A 15,993-nucleotide genomic window follows, 5' to 3' on the forward strand; every position below is an offset into this window, starting at 1 on the left:
CGGTTCCCGACTCCGCGTCAAGTGGCTCGGGGCCCTGCGCCTATGGTTGCTCCAGCACTCCAGGACCGCCTGCCGCTCGCGTTAGGACAGCAAGGACAGCGATGCCCCCCAACACCACCGCCACAACGGGTGACAAGCCCGGCAAGTCCGGCAGGAAGAAGGGGCGCAAAGCCCGTCTGATCGTGCTGGTGCTCGTCCTGGCCATCATCGGAGGCATCGCCTACGGGGCTTACTGGTCGATCAGCACGGTTCGCGCGTCCTTCCCGCAGACCAAGGGTTCGATCACGATCAAGGGCCTCTCCGGGCCCGTCACCGTGAAGCGCGACGGCTACGGGATCCCGCAGATCTACGCCTCGACCGACGAGGACCTGTTCATGGCGCAGGGCTACGTCCAGGCGCAGGACCGGTTCTACGAGATGGACGTGCGCCGCCACATGACCTCCGGGCGCCTGTCGGAGATGTTCGGCAAGGGCCAGGTGAAGAACGACGAGTTCCTGCGCACCCTGGGCTGGGACCGGGTGGCGAAGAAGGAGTACGACACCAAGCTGTCGGCCGCCACGAAGAAGTACCTCCAGGCCTACTCCGAGGGAGTCAACGCCTACCTCGCGGGCAAGGACGCCGAGGACATCTCCCTGGAGTACGCGGCCCTGGGGTTCGTCAACGACTACAAGCCCGAGCAGTGGACCCCCGTCGACTCGGTCTCCTGGCTGAAGGCGATGGCCTGGGACCTGCGCGGCAACATGCAGGACGAGATCGACCGCGCCCTGATGACCAGCCGCCTGTCCGCGCAGCAGATCAAGGACCTCTACCCGGACTACCCGTACAGCCGCAACAAGGCGATCGTCCAGGAGGGCCAGTACGACGGGCTCACCAAGACGTTCCAGCAGAGCGGCTCCGGCTCCACGAGCGGCTCCGCGACCTCGACGGGCACCAGCGGCTCCTCGACCTCGTCGTCCACCGGTTCGGCGCTCACGAGCCAGCTGGCGGGCCTCTACAACGTCCTGGACGACGTCCCCACGGCCGTCGGCGTGAACGGCCAGGGCATCGGCTCCAACTCCTGGGTCGTCAGGGGGGACCACACCATCAGCGGCAAGCCGCTGCTCGCCAACGACCCGCACCTGTCGGCCTCGCTGCCGTCCGTCTGGTACCAGATGGGCCTGCACTGCACCACGGTCTCCAGCAAGTGCCAGTACGACGTCACGGGCTACACCTTCGCGGGCATGCCGGGCGTCATAATCGGCCACAACGCGGACATCGCCTGGGGCATGACCAACTCCGGCGTCGACGTCACCGACCTCTACCTGGAGAAGCTCTCCGGCGACGGCTACCTGTACGACGGCAAGGTGAAGCCCTTCACGACCCGTGAGGAGACCATCAAGGTCGCCGGCGGCACGTCCAAGAAGATCGTCGTGCGGCAGACCGCCGACGGCATGCCCCTGCTGTCCGACCGCGACGACGAACTCGTCCAGGTCGGCAAGAAGGCCACCGTGAACACCGCCGCACCCGACCGCGGCGACGGCTACGGCATCGCCCTGAGGTGGACCGCCCTCGACGCCGGCACCACCATGGACGCCGTCTTCGCCATCGACAAGGCGGCCGACTGGAGCGAATTCCGTGACAGCGCCGCCCAGTTCGACGTGCCCTCGCAGAATTTGATCTACGCCGACACCAAGAACAACATCGGCTACACCCTCCCGGGCAAGATCCCCACGCGCGCGTCGGGCGACGACGGTTCGATCCCGGCACCGGGCTGGGACTCCAAGTACAAGTGGACCGGCTTCATCAAGCAGGACGAACTGCCCTACGAGTACGACCCGAAGCGCGGCTACATCGTCACCGCCAACCAGGCCGTGGTCGACAAGGACAAGTACCCCTACACGCTCACCACGGACTGGGGCTACGGCACCCGCAGCCAGCGCATCACCGACCTGATCGAGTCGAAGATCAAGGACGGCGGCAAGATCTCCACCGACGACATGCGCCAGATGCAGATGGACAACAGCAGCGAGATCGCCAAGCTGCTGGTGCCCAAGCTGCTGAAGATCAACCTCGACGACAAGGACGTCCGCGAGGCGCAGAAGCTCCTGGAGGGCTGGGACTACACCCAGGACTCCGACTCCGCGGCGGCCGCCTACTTCAACGCGGTCTGGCGCAACATCCTCAAGCTCGCCTTCGGCAACAAGCTGCCCAAGGAGCTGCGGGTCAAGGGCCAGTGCCTGTGGGTCGACAAGATCGACAGCACCGGTCCGGTCGACGACGACACCAAGGTGCGCGAGTGCGGCGAGCGCGACGCCGACCAGGCCCAGCCGGACGGCGGCGACCGCTGGTTCGAGGTGGTCCGCAACCTCATGAACCAGCCGAACAGCGACTGGTGGAAGACGCCGGCCGGAGTGGGCGACCGCAACAAGGCCGACAACATGAACGACCTGTTCAAGCGCGCCATGGTCGACGCCCGCTGGGAGCTGACCGCCAAGCTCGGCAAGGACATCGACACCTGGAGCTGGGGCCGGCTGCACCGCCTGTTCCTGAAGAACCAGACCCTCGGCACCGACGGCCCGAGCATCCTCCAGTACGTCCTCAACCGCGGCCCCTGGAAGCTCAGCGGCGGCGAGGCCACGGTCAACGCGACCGGCTGGAACGCGGCCGGCGGCTACGGCGTCGTCTGGGTCCCCTCCATGCGGATGGTCGTCAACCTCGACGACCTCGACAAATCCAAGTGGATCAACCTCACCGGAGCCTCCGGCCACGCCTTCAGCTCCCACTACACCGACCAGACGGGCAAGTGGGCCGACGGCGAACTGCTCCCGTGGTCGTTCACGGACAAGGCGGTCGACAGCAGCACCAGTGACACGCTCGTCCTCAAGCCCTGAGCCCGCTGACCGTACGCTCTTGAAACGGCCCTCCACGCGCGCGTGGAGGGCCGTTTCGCACGAGGGCCGGATCAGGGACCCGCGAACCGCCGCGCGCCCGACGGCGTCACCACCGCCTGGACCGGCCGGTCGTGTTCCTCCGCGGGCACGTGCTCGACGATCTCCGTGTCGTACAGCAGCACCACGAGCGCCGGGTGCGTACCCGCGCGCTCCAGGCGGGCCAACACGCGGTCGTACGACCCTCCGCCGCGCCCCAGGCGCATCCCGCGCGCGTCCACCGCGAGCCCGGGCAGCAGTACGACGTCGGCGCGGAGCACGGCGTCCGGCCCGAGACGTTCACCCGAGGGTTCGAACAGCGCCATCTTGCCGCCGTGTTGGACGCGCGCGAGGGATCCCTCCCCGGCGTAGGCGCCCCAGTCCAGGTCGTTGTCCGGCAGCAGCGCGGGGAGCAGGACGCGTACCCCCCGCGTGAGCAGGGCATCCAGCAGCACCAGCGTGCCCGGCTCGTTCTCGACGGAGACGTACGCCGCCACCGTGCGGGCCCCCGCCAGCTCGGGAAGCTCCAGTGCGTGCCCGGCCAGTGCGTCGGCCGCCTCCCTGACGACATCCGTCGTCAACCTGTTCCTCACCCCGAGGAACGCTCGCCGCAACATTCGCTTGTCACCCTCGGCCTCGGATCCACCGTGCTCCACAGGTCGCTCCCGCGCCCTTCTCAATCAGCTCATATGAGTGCCTATTAACCGGAGCCTCAGATTCTTCACAAAGGCACCGGATAAGGTTACGGACATGACTCAGTCGCACCCCAGGATCAGCAAGGCTGTCATTCCCGCGGCCGGCCTCGGCACCCGGTTCCTGCCGGCCACCAAGGCCACTCCCAAGGAGATGCTGCCGGTCGTCGACAAGCCGGCGATCCAGTACGTGGTCGAGGAGGCCGTGTCGGCGGGGCTCGACGACGTCCTCATGATCACCGGACGCAACAAGCGTCCCCTGGAAGACCACTTCGACCGCAACTACGAGCTGGAATCGGCGCTCCAGAAGAAGGGCGACGCCCACCGGCTCGCCAAGGTCCAGGAGTCCAGCGACCTGGCCACCATGCACTACGTGCGCCAGGGCGACCCCAGGGGCCTCGGCCACGCCGTGCTCTGCGCGGCCCCGCACGTCGGCCACGAGCCCTTCGCCGTCCTGCTCGGCGACGACCTGATCGACCCGCGCGACCCGCTGCTCCAGCGCATGATCGAGGTCCAGGAGCAGCACGGCGGCAGCGTGATCGCGCTCATGGAGGTCGCCCCCGAGCAGATCCACCTCTACGGCTCCGCGGCCGTGGAGACCACCGCCGACGGCGACGTCGTCAAGGTGACCGGCCTGGTCGAGAAGCCCGACGCGGCGGACGCCCCGTCCCACTACGCCGTCATCGGCCGCTACGTCCTCGACCCGCACGTCTTCGACATACTGCGGCGCACCGAGCCGGGCCGCGGCGGCGAGATCCAGCTCACCGACGCCCTCCAGCAGCTCGCCCAGGACGAGAAGGTCGGCGGCCCCGTGCACGGCGTCGTCTTCAAGGGCCGCCGCTATGACACCGGCGACCGCGGCGACTATCTGCGTGCCATTGTCAGGCTCGCGTGCGAACGTGAAGACCTGGGCCCGGACTTCCGGACCTGGCTTCGCAGTTACGTAGCCGAGGAGATGCAGCAGAGTTGAGCAGCGCCGCGACCCGCCCCGCCGGCCCGGACCACCTGTGGTCGGTGGACGAGCACCTGGAGGACATCCTCGCCACTGTCCGCCCCCTGGAACCCATCGAGCTGCAACTCCTCGACGCCCAGGGCTGCGTCCTGGTCGACGACGTCATGGTGCCGGTCTCAATGCCGCCCTTCGACAACAGCTCCATGGACGGGTACGCGGTACGGGTCGCGGACGTGGCGGGCGCGAGCGAGGAGTTCCCGGCCGTCCTGGAGGTCGTCGGGGACGTCGCGGCGGGCGCCGCGGAGCTCACCCCGGTCGGCCCCGGCCAGGCCGCCCGGATCATGACCGGCGCCCCGCTGCCGCCCGGCGCCGAGACCGTCGTCCCCGTGGAGTGGACCGACGGCGGACTCGGCGAGGGACCCGTCGGCGGGATGCGGGCGCGCAGCATCGCGCCCGAGGGCGCCGCAGGGCACGTGCGCGTGCACCGGCCGGCCGAGCCACGCGCGCATGTGCGCGCGAAGGGCAGCGACGTGAAGGCGGGCGACCTCGCGCTGGAGGCCGGCACCGTCCTCGGCCCGCCGCAGATCGCCCTGCTCGCTGCGATCGGCCGCGGCACGGTACGCGTACGCCCGCGCCCGCGCGTGGTCGTCATGTCCACCGGCAGCGAACTCGTCCAGCCCGGCGAGCAGCTGGGCAGCGGCCAGATCTACGACTCCAACAGCTTCGCCCTCACCGCCGCCGCCCGGGACGCCGGCGCCATCGCCTACCGGGTGGGCGCCATCGTCGACGACGCCGACACCCTCCGCTCCACCATCGAGGACCAGCTGGTCCGCGCCGACCTGCTGGTCACCACCGGCGGGGTGAGCGTGGGGGCGTACGACGTCGTCAAGGAGGCGCTGTCGCACGTCGGCGACGAGGACGAGGCGGGCAGCGGCATCGACTTCCGCAAGCTCGCCATGCAGCCCGGCAAGCCCCAGGGCTTCGGCTCCATCGGCCCCGACCACACCCCGCTGCTGGCCCTGCCCGGCAACCCCGTGTCGTCGTACGTCTCCTTCGAGCTGTTCGTCCGTCCCGTCATCCGCACCCTGATGGGTCTCGACGACGTCCACCGCCCCCGCATCACGGCGACGCTCAAGGCCGACAAGGCGCTGGGCTCCCCGAAGGGCCGCAGGCAGTTCCTGCGCGGGGCGTACGCCGACGGCGAGGTGACCGCCGTGGGCGGCGCCGGTTCGCATCTGGTCGCGGCACTCGCACACGCCGACGCGCTGATCGTCGTACCCGAGGACACGGAGTCCGTCGAGCCCGGCAGCGAGGTCGAGGTCGTCCTGCTCGGCTAGGGCCTCTCCGGTGGTCCTGCCCGGTGGCGTGCGCGGGCTTGGCGGTACCGTGTCGCGCACAGCAGGCCCGAGCGCCGCACCGCCACGGGCCCGGACCGGGAGCGCCACACAGCATGACTGAGCCCTTCCGGGGGGAGACCCCCGGACCCTCTGCGCCGGAACGACTGACGCACATCGACGACGCGGGCGCCGCCCGTATGGTCGACGTGTCCGGCAAGGACGTGACCGCACGTACCGCGCGCGCCAGCGGACGCGTCCTCGTCTCGCCCCGCGTGGTCGAACTGCTGCGCGGTGAGGGCGTCCCCAAGGGCGACGCCCTGGCCACCGCGCGCATCGCGGGCATCATGGGCGCCAAACGGACCCCGGACCTGATCCCGCTCTGTCACCCCTTGGCGGTCTCCGGTGTGAAACTGGATCTGTCGGTCGCGGACGACGCCGTGGAGATCCTGGCCACCGTGAAGACGACCGACCGCACGGGCGTCGAGATGGAGGCCCTCACGGCGGTCGCCGTCGCCGCGCTCACCGTGATCGACATGGTCAAGGCGGTCGACAAGGGAGCGGTCATCACGGACGTACGCGTGGAGGAGAAGACGGGCGGCAAGTCCGGCGACTGGAGCCGGGCGTGAACGCCGGGCCGTCCGCTGGTGGTGCGCCGCGCGCGCCGTATCGCGCGCTGGTCGTGACCGCCTCCAACCGGGCCGCCGCAGGGGTCTACGAGGACCGGGGCGGCCCGCTGATCGCGGCCGGTCTGGAGGGCTTCGGGTTCACCGTGGACGGGCCGCGGGTCGTACCCGACGGGGATCCCGTGGCGGCCGCGCTGCGCGCGGGTGTCGAGGCCGGGTACGACGTCGTCGTCACCACCGGCGGCACCGGCATCTCGCCCACCGACCGCACGCCCGAGGCGACCCGCACGGTGATCGACTACGAGGTGCCGGGCATCGCGGAGGCCGTCCGGGCGTTCGGACGGGAGAAAGTGCCCACCGCTGCGCTCTCCCGGGGCCTGGCCGGGGTGGCGGGCCGGACACTGATCGTCAACCTTCCGGGGTCCACCGGCGGGGTACGGGACGGCCTGGCCGTCCTGGAACCGCTGCTGGCGCATGCCGTCGACCAGATCCGCGGCGGCGACCACCCCGGGCCGAGCAGTGGGGGTGCGAGCTGAACAGCCCGTCCTGGCCCGTCGTGCTGGCGGACGGCGATGTCGTCCTCCGGCCGATAAGGCTGCGCGACCAGCGGCCCTGGCGCGAGGTCAACCGGCGCAACCGCGACTGGCTGCGCCCCTGGGAGGCGACCATCCCGCCGCCCACCCCCAGCGGGCCGATCGCGCACCGGCCGACCTACCGGCAGATGGTCCGGCATCTGCGGTCCGAGGCGAACGCGGGCCGCATGCTGCCGTTCGTCATCGAGTACCAGGGGCGGCTGGTGGGGCAGTTGACGGTCGCCGGGATCACCTGGGGTTCGATGTGCTCGGGGCACGTCGGCTACTGGGTGGACCAGGGCGTGGCCGGCCGCGGGGTGATGCCGACCGCCGTGGCGCTCGTCGTGGACCACTGTTTCCGCACCGTCGGTCTGCACCGCATCGAGGTCTGCATTCGCCCCGAGAACCGGCCCAGCCGCCGGGTCGTGGAGAAACTCGGATTCCGCGAGGAGGGGCTGCGGCCGCGTTATCTCCACATCGACGGGGCCTGGCGTGACCATCTCGTCTTCGCCCTCACCGCGGAGGAGGTGCCCGAGGGGTTGCTCGGCCGCTGGCGGCGGACCCGCTCCCAGAGCGCGTCCGCGCAGTCACCGGGCACGACGAGCACGCCGAACGGGCCCCGGAATCCGCAGAACACCCCGGGGAATCCCGGCTAGCCGCGAAAATTGAATACGTGTTCGAAATTGATCGATCGGTGACCGTCTCGGGGCATTGAATTAGCAGCTTCGGCGGTCTGCTGATCGCATCGATCACAAAAAAAGCTCGAAATATCAGCCAGATCGTGCGACACACCGACGCAATTGGCAGATGGCCCCACGCAAACCCCTCTACCGTGTGAGGCGTGAGCAGCAGCGGCCTCATCTACGCAGTCATTGTCGGGGCCTGGGCCGCCTACTTGGTGCCGATGTGGCTCCGTAGGCAGGACGAGCTGAACGAGGCCCGTCCTACGGAACGCTTCAGCACCGCCATCCGGCTGCTGTCCGGACGGGCGGGGATGGAGCGCCGGTACGCCAGGGACCTGCGGGCGCGCTCCGCCTCGGAGGGGGAGCAGGACGCCGGCGACCCGGACGCCGTCACCGACTCGGTGGACGTCCGGGCCTTCGCCATGCCTCCGACCCGCCGTCAGGTCCGGGCGGACGTCCAGGCGGAGAGGGAGCCGGAGGCACCCGGGCGCCAGGAACCGGCGCGCGACCAGACGGTCGCGCCCTCGGCCAAGTCCCCCTCCGCACCGGCACGTCAGCCGGGCGGCGCGCCCGCCCCGGCACCGGCTTCCGCATCCGCATCCATGCCCGCGCCTGCGCCTGCGCCTACGCCCAAGCAGGTTCCGGCGGCCAGGCGAGCGCCCTCCGCCCAGGCGGCCGCAGCGCGCGCCCGGCGCACGAAGGCACTCGCGCGCCGTCGCCGCACCACCGTTCTGCTCTTCATCGCGTTCACGCTGGGCGCGATCGTCGCCGCCGTCGGGGGGCTCGCCTTCCTGTGGGCGCCGGGCGTGCCCGCGGTCATGCTCAGCGCGTACATCGCCCACCTGCGCACGCAGGAGCGCCGGCGCTTCGCCTACCAGATGGACCGGCGTCAGGCCGAGGCCGCCGCGCAGCGGTTGCGGGAGCGCCAGCCGCGACGGCGCACACCCCTCGACACGGGCGCCGTCGCGGACGAACCGGACGAGGCGCCAGCGACCGAGACCGACCCCGGCCTGTCCGCGCTCGCCGCCGACCGGCGCGCCCTCGTAGAGCAGACCGACCATGCCGAGTGGGTCGACCAGCAGCGCGAGCGGCAGCGGCGCCCCGGACACGGCGACAGCTGGGACCCGGTACCGGTGCCCTTGCCGACCTACGTGACCGCGCCGGTCGCGCCGCGCGCCACCTCCGACGTGGACCTGGGGGCACCCGACGCGTGGAGTTCGGCACGGTCCAGTTCCGTCGTGCCCGAGCAGGAGACCAGGCCGGTCGCGCCGGAGGCCGAGGCCGAGGCGGAGGAGCCGCTGCCCGCCGACGACGACAAGCCGGACGACGGCAGGAGCGACGCGCGCCGCGCGGCCTCCGCCCGCCGGGCGCGCGAGCGCGGCCGTACGCCGCTCTTCGACCAGTACGAGGACGGCGACCGCCCGCGCGCGGCCAACGAGTGACCCGCACACGACGCGAGGCGCCCCCGGGACCCCGGTCCTGACCAGTCAGGGAACGGATTTCCAAGCACCCCGACGGGGATGCTAGAGTTTCACTCGTTGCAAGGGCCTGTGGCGCAGTCCGGTAGCGCACCTCGTTCGCATCGAGGGGGCCAGGGGTTCAAATCCCCTCAGGTCCACTGCACAAGAAGATCCCGGCGATCATCACGATCGCCGGGATCTTCGTCGTTCCCGGAGCCTTCCGTCCCGTCCCGGAGCCTTCCGTCCCGTCCCGGAGCCTTCCGTCCCGACCCGGTGGCGCTACCGGCTCGTCCCGATCGCCTCGCGCAGGCGACGGACCGCCTCGTGCAGGCCGTTGTCGGCGAGGTTGCCGTAGCCGAGGACCAGGCCGTGATCCGCGTGGTCCGCTGTCGCGTGGTAGGCGGCGAGGTCGGCGACGCGCAGCGAACGGGCGGCCGCCGCCCTCACCACGGCGCCGCTGTCCACGTCGGCCGGCAGCCGCAGGATCAGATGCAGGCCGGCCGCGACGCCGGAGACCGGGGCCCGGGGCAGCTGTTCGGCGAGGGCCTGGACGAGGGTGTCCCGGCGCAGCCGGTACCGCTGCCGGCAGGACCGCAACTGGCGGTCGTAGCCGCCCGACTCCAGCAGCGCGGCGAAGGCGAGTTGGTCCAGGGCCGAGGGCTGGGCGGCCACCAGGTCGGCCCGGTGCAGCCGTTGGGTCCAGCGCGGCGGAGCCACGATCCAGCCGATACCGAGCGCCGGGGACAGGGTCTTGCTCAGCGACTTGAACAGGACGACCCGCGACGGGTCCATGCCCTGCATGGCCGCGACCGGACGCCGGTCGTAGCGGAACTCCGCGTCGTAGTCGTCCTCCAGGACCACGCCGTCCACCCGCCGGGCCCAGTCCAGCAGCGCGGCCCGCCGCTCGGGCACGAGCACGGTGCCCAGCGGGAACTGGTGCGCCGGCGCCCTCTCGGCGCTGCCGGTCGTACCGGACGGCACCCGCCGGGAGCGGTCCGCGCGGTGGCGGCCGCCGGCCCTGCGAGGACGGCGGGGCTTGCGGGGGTGGACGCCGTCCCGACCGGGTTGGGGCCGTACCTGGTGACTGGTGACTACGGGTTCTCTCCGAGGGCCTTTGCGAAGCAGCGGCTCGACTCGTAGTGGCGGTAATAGCCGAACTTGACGCACGGTTCGTAGCCGCTGGAGGTGTAGAGGGCGATGGCCTCCGGCTGCTTGGTGCCCGTCTCCAGGACCATGCGCACGCGGCCGGCCGCGCGGGCGTCCTCCTCCAGCGCCGTCAGCATGCGGCGGGCCAGACCCCGGCCGCGCATCCCCTCGACGACGAACATGCGCTTGAGCTCGGCGTCGCCGTCCTCGTTGCCCTCGCCGTTCTCGTCCTGGCTGCGCCAGCCGCCGGTGGCCACGGGGCGGTCGGACTCGTCGTAGGCGATCAGGTAGACGCCGTTCGGCGGTGCGAAGTCGGCCGCGTCGAGGACCGTGGCGTCGCCGCCGTCGCCGTAGCGGACGTGGTACTCGGCCTGGACCTCGTCGTTGAGCTTGACGGCGTCGGGGTGGTCGAAGGGAACGCGGCGTATATTCATGTCAGGCATCGTATATTCGTGCAGAAGGCGAGTGTTGGACGGGCGATGGGTGGTGGGCATCCGGACGTCGTCCAGTGTGCCGGTATCGTGCCCTGGTGCTGACTGTGACCTCGGTTAATGTGAACGGGCTGCGGGCCGCCGCGAAGAAGGGCTTCGTGGAGTGGCTCGCGGAGACCTCCGCGGACGTGCTCTGCCTCCAGGAGGTGCGCGCGGAGCCGCAGCAGCTCCCCGAGGAGGTGCGCGCGCCCGGCGGGTGGCATGTCGTGCACGCCCCCGCAGCCGCCAAGGGGCGCGCGGGCGTCTCCCTCTACACCCGGCGCGAGCCGGACCGGGTACGGATCGGCTTCGGCTCGGACGAGTTCGACACGAGCGGGCGCTACGTCGAGGCCGACCTGCCCGGCGTCACCGTCGCCTCCCTCTATCTCCCGTCCGGCGAGGTCGGCACCGAGCGGCAGGACGAGAAGATCCGGTTCATGACCGAGTTCCTCGCCTATCTGAAGGACCTGCGCGAGCGGGCCGCCGCCGACGGGCGCGAGGTCGTCGTCTGCGGCGACTGGAACATCGCCCACCAGCAGGCCGACCTGAAGAACTGGCGCGGCAACACCAAGAACTCCGGCTTCCTGCCCGAGGAACGCGAGTGGCTCGGCACCGTCCTCGCCCCGTCCGACGGCGGCTACGTCGACGTCGTACGCACCCTCCACCCGGACGCCGAGGGCCCGTACACCTGGTGGTCCTACCGGGGGCGGGCTTTCGACAATGATTCAGGTTGGCGCATCGACTACCAGCTGGCCACGCCCGGACTCGCCGGCAAGGCGGTCAAGGGGTTCGTGGAGCGCGCGGCCACGCACGCGGAACGCTGGTCGGACCATGCGCCGGTCACCGTCGTGTACGACGTCTGACGGCTCCCGGCGGCCACGGCGGCTCCCAGCGGCTACGGCCGCTTCCGAGCTAGGGACGCTTCCGAGCTACGGCCGCGTCCGTCGCTACGGCTTCTTCCGCAGCCGTCGGTCCAGTGCGAGTGACACCTCTGCCTCCACCACGCTCCGGGCCAGGGGGCGTAGGCGTTCCATGTTCTCCTCGGGGCCGTGGCGCAGGACCAGGTCGGCGAAGAGGTCGGCCAGGGCGTCGGCGTGTTCGCGTACTCTCCGGCCGGCCGCCAGGACCTCCGCGAGCGGGATGCCCTCGCGGACCAGGGCCGAGGAGACGTCGAGGAGGCGGCGGCTGATGTGGACGATGTCGTCGCCGTCGGTGCCGAGGTAGCCGAGGTCTAGGGCGGCGGCGAGGTTCTCCGCGGTGACCTCGCCCTCGAAGCGGGCGGCGAGTTCCTCGGGGGTCAGCCGGACCGGCTCCTCCTCGGTGGGGGTGTCGATGCCGATCAGGTCGGCGACGTTGCGGCCCTGGTCCAGGGCCTCGGCCAGTTCGGCGATGCCGTTGAGCGTGTGGCCGCGCTCCAGAAGCGCCGAGATCGTGCGCAGCCGGGCCAGGTGGTGGTCGTCGTACCAGGCGATCCGCCCCTCCCGGCGCGGTGGCGGGATCAGCTTGCGCTCGCGGTAGAAACGCAGCGTGCGCACGGTGATGCCGGCCAGCCCCGCCAGTTCTTCCATGCGGTACTCGCGTGGTCCGCCCTGGTGGAGGGGCTGGTCGCGGTCCGTGGAGGTTGTTCGTCCGCCGTCGTCTGCCACGTGCGCAGCCTATGTTGTACCGCCGGTAACTTTCGTCGGTCCGACCCCTACCCATCAGTACGGGGCTGCTCTACAGTCCCATTGCGCCAGTGTTCACTGGCGCAATCGCGGTCGAGGTGTGGAGGCTCCGGGATGGCCGAGCACGAGCATGTACGGGTGGCGGTGATCGGGTCCGGGTTCGGCGGACTGGGCGCGGCCGTACGGTTGCGCCGGGAGGGGATCACCGACTTCGTCGTCCTGGAACGGGCCGGCAGCGTCGGTGGCACCTGGCGGGACAACAGCTATCCGGGGTGCGCCTGTGACGTGCCGTCCCATCTGTACTCCTTCTCCTTCGCGCCCAACCCCGACTGGCCGCGCACCTTCTCCGGGCAGGAGCACATACGCGCCTATCTGGAGCACGTCGCCGACGTGTTCGGGCTGCGGCCGCACCTCCGCTTCGACGCCGAGGTGAAGCGGATGACCTGGGACACGGAGAAGCTGCGCTGGGACATCGAGACGGCCGCCGGCGCGCTCTCCGCGGATGTCGTCGTCTCCGCCACCGGGCCGCTGTCCGACCCGAAGATCCCCGGGATCCCCGGGCTGGACTCCTTCCCGGGGAAGGTCTTCCACTCGGCCCGCTGGGACCACGACTACGACCTGCGCGGCAAGCGGGTCGCCATGGTCGGCACGGGCGCGTCCGCGATCCAGATCGTGCCCGCGATCCAGCCGGACGTCGCGCGGCTCACCCTCTTCCAGCGCACGCCCCCGTGGGTGATGCCCCGGGTGGACCGTGCCATCAGCGCCGCCGAACGGCGGCTGCACCGGGCGCTGCCCTTCACCACCCAGGCCCGGCGCGGGTTGCTGTGGGGCATACGGGAGCTCCAGGTCCAGGCGTTCACCAAGCGCCCCGACGAACTCGGCCTGGTCGAACAGCTCGCCAAGCGCAACATGGCCCGCGCGATCAAGGACCCGGCGCTGCGCGTCAGGCTCACCCCCGACTACCGCATCGGCTGCAAGCGGATCCTGCTGTCCAGCACCTACTATCCGGCGCTCGCGCAGCGGAACGTGGACGTGGTGGCGAGCGGGCTGAGCGAAGTGCGCGGGTCGACGGTGGTGGCTGCCGACGGCAGCTCCGCCGAGGTCGACGCGATCATCTTCGGCACCGGCTTCCACGTCACCGACATGCCCATCGCCGAACGTGTCGTCGGTGCCGAGGGCAGCACGCTCGCGGAGGCCTGGAAGGGCGGCATGGAGGCGCTGCGCGGCGCCTCGGCCGCCGGGTTCCCGAACTGGATGACGATCATCGGGCCCAACACCGGCCTCGGGAACTCCTCCATGATCCTCATGATCGAGTCCCAGCTGAACTACATGGCCGACTACCTGCGCCAGCTCCACGTCCTCGGCGGGCGGGCGGCCCTCGACGCCCGCCCCGGTGCGGTGGCCGCCTGGAACCACCGGGTCCAGGAGCGCATGAAGCGCACCGTGTGGAACACCGGCGGCTGCACCAGCTGGTACCTGGACGCGAGCGGCCGCAACACCACCATCTGGCCCGGTACGACCACGGAGTTCCGGCGCGCGACCCAGCGGGTGGACCTCGCGGAGTACGACGTGATCCGCGCGCCCCTGAGCGAGGGTGCGCACGGCGCCAGGTCCGGCGCGGAGGTGGGCGCATGAGCCGGCTCACCCATGTGACCACCGGGCCGTACGCCCCGCCCGTGCCGGTGCGTGAACTCACCGTCGTCTCCGCCGACGGCGCGCGTCTGCACGTCGAGGTGCACGGCCCCGAGGACGCCCCCGCCGTCGTCCTGGCCCACGGCTGGACCTGCTCGACCGCCTTCTGGGCGGCGCAGACACGGGAACTCGCCGTCGACCACCGGGTCATCGCGTACGACCAGAGGGGGCACGGGCGCAGTCCCGCGAGCCCCGCGTGCACCACCCGCGCGCTGGCGGACGACCTGGAAGCGGTGCTGGCCGGGACGCTCACGCCCGGGGAACGTGCCGTGATCGTCGGGCACTCCATGGGCGGTATGACCGTCATGGCGGCCTCCGCGCGGCCGCGCTTCCGCGAACACGCCGCCGCCGTCCTGCTGTGCAGCACCGGCAGTTCGCGGCTGATCGCCGAGGCGCTCGTCGTACCGATGCGCGCCGGGGCCGTGCGCACCTGGCTCACGACGCGTGTGCTGGCCTCGCGCGCCCCGCTCGGACCGGTCACGCCCCTCGCGAAGCGCATCCTCAAGTACGCCACCATGGGCGCCGGTTCAGCCCCGCACATGGTGGAGGCGTGCGCGCGGATCGTGCACGCCTGCCCCCGTGCGGTGCGCCACGCCTGGGCCCGTGTCCTCGCGCAGCTCGACCTCGACGACGGCGTACGGGAGTTGCGCGCGCCCACGGCGGTCGTCACCGGCACGTCCGACCGGCTCACGCCCCCTGTGCAGGCCCGTGCGCTGGTCGCCGCGCTGCCGCACCCGCTCGGTCTCACCGAGCTGCCCGGCATGGGCCACATGACTCCGGTCGAGGCGCCGGAGCTGGTCAACGGAAAGATCCGGGAACTGGTCAGCGTCTATGTGATCAAGGAGGGCTCATGAGCAGGGTCGGTCTCGAAGGACAGGTGGCCGTCGTCACCGGAGCGGCGCGCGGCGTCGGCGAGTTGCTCGCCCGCAAGCTCTCCGCGCGCGGCGCGAGGGTCGCGCTGGTCGGCCTCGAGGAAGAGGCACTCAAGGAGGTCTCCGGACGGCTGCACACCGACAGCGCGCACTGGTACGCCGACGTCACCGACCGCGAGGCGATGACCCGGGTGGCGCGGGAGGTCAAGGAGCGGTTCGGGAAGGTCGACATCGTGGTGGCCAACGCGGGGGTGGCGAACGGCGGTCCGTTCGCCGACTCGGACCCCGAGGCCTGGCGGCGGGTGATCGAGGTCAACCTGATCGGCTCGGCGGTGACGGCCCGCGCGTTCCTGCCGGTGCTGACGGAGAGCCGCGGCTATCTGCTGCAGATCGCGTCGCTGGCCGCGATCACGCCGGCGCCGATGATGACGGCGTACTGCGCGTCCAAGGCGGGCGTGGAGGCGTACGCGCACAGTCTGCGTGCCGAGGTCGGCCACCAGGGCGTGCGGGTCGGGGTCGGGTACCTGTCCTGGACGGACACCGACATGGTGCGCGGCGCCGACCAGGACGAGGTGATGCGGGAGCTGCGGCAGCGGCTGCCGTGGCCGGCGAACAAGACGTATCCGCTGGGTCCGGCGGTGGACCGGATCGTCGCCGGTATCGAGCGGCGCTCGGCGCATGTGTACGGACAGCGGTGGCTGCGCGGGATGCAGGGCGTGCGCGGATACCTGCCGGCGCTGATCGGGACGGTCGGGCAGCGCGAGATGAAGCGGTTCGCACCCCGCTTGCAGGGCATGCGTACGGGACTCGTCGGTGCAGGTGGGGCGGCCGATGAGGAGGCACGCGTCACGCACCGTCATTGATCGAAATGCGTGCGTTGTCCCCTCGTGTGAGTCTGGTCGAGGCCCCACTGAGGGCCGATCC

General features: G+C 71.1%; 15 protein-coding genes and 1 tRNA gene. 12 read left to right on the forward strand and 4 right to left on the reverse strand.

Annotated features, from left to right (window positions below):
* The first annotated feature begins 101 nt into the window (after positions 1 to 101).
* Entirely contained in the window at positions 102 to 2,870 is a 2,769-nt protein-coding gene (locus EDD90_RS31890; RefSeq protein WP_123976349.1) for a penicillin acylase family protein, read from the forward strand.
* 71 nt (positions 2,871 to 2,941) lie between these two features.
* Here EDD90_RS31890 and EDD90_RS31895 read toward each other — a convergent pair whose 3' ends face one another.
* Positions 2,942 to 3,523 carry a 5-formyltetrahydrofolate cyclo-ligase gene (locus tag EDD90_RS31895; RefSeq protein ID WP_123976350.1) on the reverse strand — a complete coding sequence of 194 codons (582 nt, stop codon included), beginning with the start codon at positions 3,521 to 3,523 and terminating at the stop codon, positions 2,942 to 2,944.
* 133 nt (positions 3,524 to 3,656) lie between these two features.
* Between EDD90_RS31895 and galU the strand changes: the two genes are divergently transcribed.
* The 7 genes from galU (at position 3,657) to EDD90_RS31930 (ending at position 9,383) form a co-directional block, all read left to right on the forward strand.
* Positions 3,657 to 4,568 (forward strand): UTP--glucose-1-phosphate uridylyltransferase GalU, encoded by a 912-nt coding sequence (gene galU / locus EDD90_RS31900; protein ID WP_123976351.1) that lies wholly within the window; start codon positions 3,657 to 3,659, stop codon positions 4,566 to 4,568.
* Positions 4,565 to 5,887, forward strand: coding sequence for a gephyrin-like molybdotransferase Glp (glp, locus tag EDD90_RS31905; protein WP_123976352.1), 1,323 nt, complete (start codon positions 4,565 to 4,567; stop codon positions 5,885 to 5,887). The genes galU and glp overlap by 4 nt, the downstream gene beginning before the upstream one ends.
* 113 nt (positions 5,888 to 6,000) lie before the next feature.
* Positions 6,001 to 6,513, forward strand: a complete 513-nt coding sequence (gene moaC, locus EDD90_RS31910; RefSeq protein WP_123976353.1) for a cyclic pyranopterin monophosphate synthase MoaC — start codon at positions 6,001 to 6,003, stop codon at positions 6,511 to 6,513.
* Positions 6,510 to 7,046, forward strand: coding sequence for a molybdenum cofactor biosynthesis protein B (locus EDD90_RS31915; protein ID WP_123976354.1), 537 nt, complete (start codon positions 6,510 to 6,512; stop codon positions 7,044 to 7,046). Before moaC ends, EDD90_RS31915 begins: the two co-directional genes overlap by 4 nt.
* Positions 7,047 to 7,066: 20 nt before the next feature.
* Positions 7,067 to 7,738 carry a GNAT family N-acetyltransferase gene (locus EDD90_RS31920; protein ID WP_123976355.1) on the forward strand — a complete coding sequence of 224 codons (672 nt, stop codon included), beginning with the start codon at positions 7,067 to 7,069 and terminating at the stop codon, positions 7,736 to 7,738.
* Between the two features lie 185 nt (positions 7,739 to 7,923).
* Positions 7,924 to 9,207: a gephyrin-like molybdotransferase receptor GlpR gene (glpR, locus tag EDD90_RS31925; RefSeq protein ID WP_185149287.1), complete on the forward strand. Its 1,284-nt coding sequence runs from the start codon at positions 7,924 to 7,926 to the stop codon at positions 9,205 to 9,207.
* A 102-nt stretch (positions 9,208 to 9,309) separates the two neighbouring features.
* Positions 9,310 to 9,383 (forward strand) — tRNA-Ala (locus EDD90_RS31930).
* Between the two features lie 121 nt (positions 9,384 to 9,504).
* On the opposite strand, the gene EDD90_RS31935 is transcribed toward EDD90_RS31930, so the two are convergent.
* On the reverse strand, positions 9,505 to 10,206 hold the full coding sequence (locus tag EDD90_RS31935) for a PLP-dependent aminotransferase family protein (protein ID WP_260328227.1): 702 nt from the start codon (positions 10,204 to 10,206) through the stop codon (positions 9,505 to 9,507).
* 110 nt (positions 10,207 to 10,316) lie between these two features.
* Positions 10,317 to 10,805, reverse strand: a complete 489-nt coding sequence (locus EDD90_RS31940; protein WP_185149288.1) for a GNAT family N-acetyltransferase — start codon at positions 10,803 to 10,805, stop codon at positions 10,317 to 10,319.
* Positions 10,806 to 10,900: 95 nt separating this feature from the next.
* On the opposite strand from EDD90_RS31940, the gene EDD90_RS31945 reads away from it, so the two are divergent.
* Complete coding sequence (locus tag EDD90_RS31945; RefSeq protein ID WP_185149289.1) at positions 10,901 to 11,704, forward strand: exodeoxyribonuclease III; 804 nt, start codon at positions 10,901 to 10,903, stop codon at positions 11,702 to 11,704.
* 84 nt (positions 11,705 to 11,788) lie between these two features.
* On the opposite strand, the gene EDD90_RS31950 is transcribed toward EDD90_RS31945, so the two are convergent.
* Positions 11,789 to 12,409: a MerR family transcriptional regulator gene (locus tag EDD90_RS31950; RefSeq protein ID WP_123981889.1), complete on the reverse strand. Its 621-nt coding sequence runs from the start codon at positions 12,407 to 12,409 to the stop codon at positions 11,789 to 11,791.
* Between the two features lie 210 nt (positions 12,410 to 12,619).
* Between EDD90_RS31950 and EDD90_RS31955 the strand changes: the two genes are divergently transcribed.
* The 3 genes from EDD90_RS31955 to EDD90_RS31965 are packed head-to-tail and all read left to right on the forward strand — an operon-like array spanning position 12,620 to position 15,932.
* Complete coding sequence (locus EDD90_RS31955) at positions 12,620 to 14,140, forward strand: NAD(P)/FAD-dependent oxidoreductase (RefSeq protein WP_123976358.1); 1,521 nt, start codon at positions 12,620 to 12,622, stop codon at positions 14,138 to 14,140.
* Positions 14,137 to 15,051, forward strand: a complete 915-nt coding sequence (locus tag EDD90_RS31960; RefSeq protein WP_123976359.1) for an alpha/beta fold hydrolase — start codon at positions 14,137 to 14,139, stop codon at positions 15,049 to 15,051. The genes EDD90_RS31955 and EDD90_RS31960 overlap by 4 nt, the downstream gene beginning before the upstream one ends.
* Complete coding sequence (locus EDD90_RS31965) at positions 15,048 to 15,932, forward strand: SDR family oxidoreductase (protein ID WP_123976360.1); 885 nt, start codon at positions 15,048 to 15,050, stop codon at positions 15,930 to 15,932. Before EDD90_RS31960 ends, EDD90_RS31965 begins: the two co-directional genes overlap by 4 nt.
* Positions 15,933 to 15,993: the final 61 nt, after the last annotated feature.

This window comes from Streptomyces sp. Ag109_O5-1, from assembly GCF_003814875.1.
Classification (GTDB): Bacteria; Actinomycetota; Actinomycetes; order Streptomycetales; family Streptomycetaceae; genus Streptomyces; species Streptomyces sasae.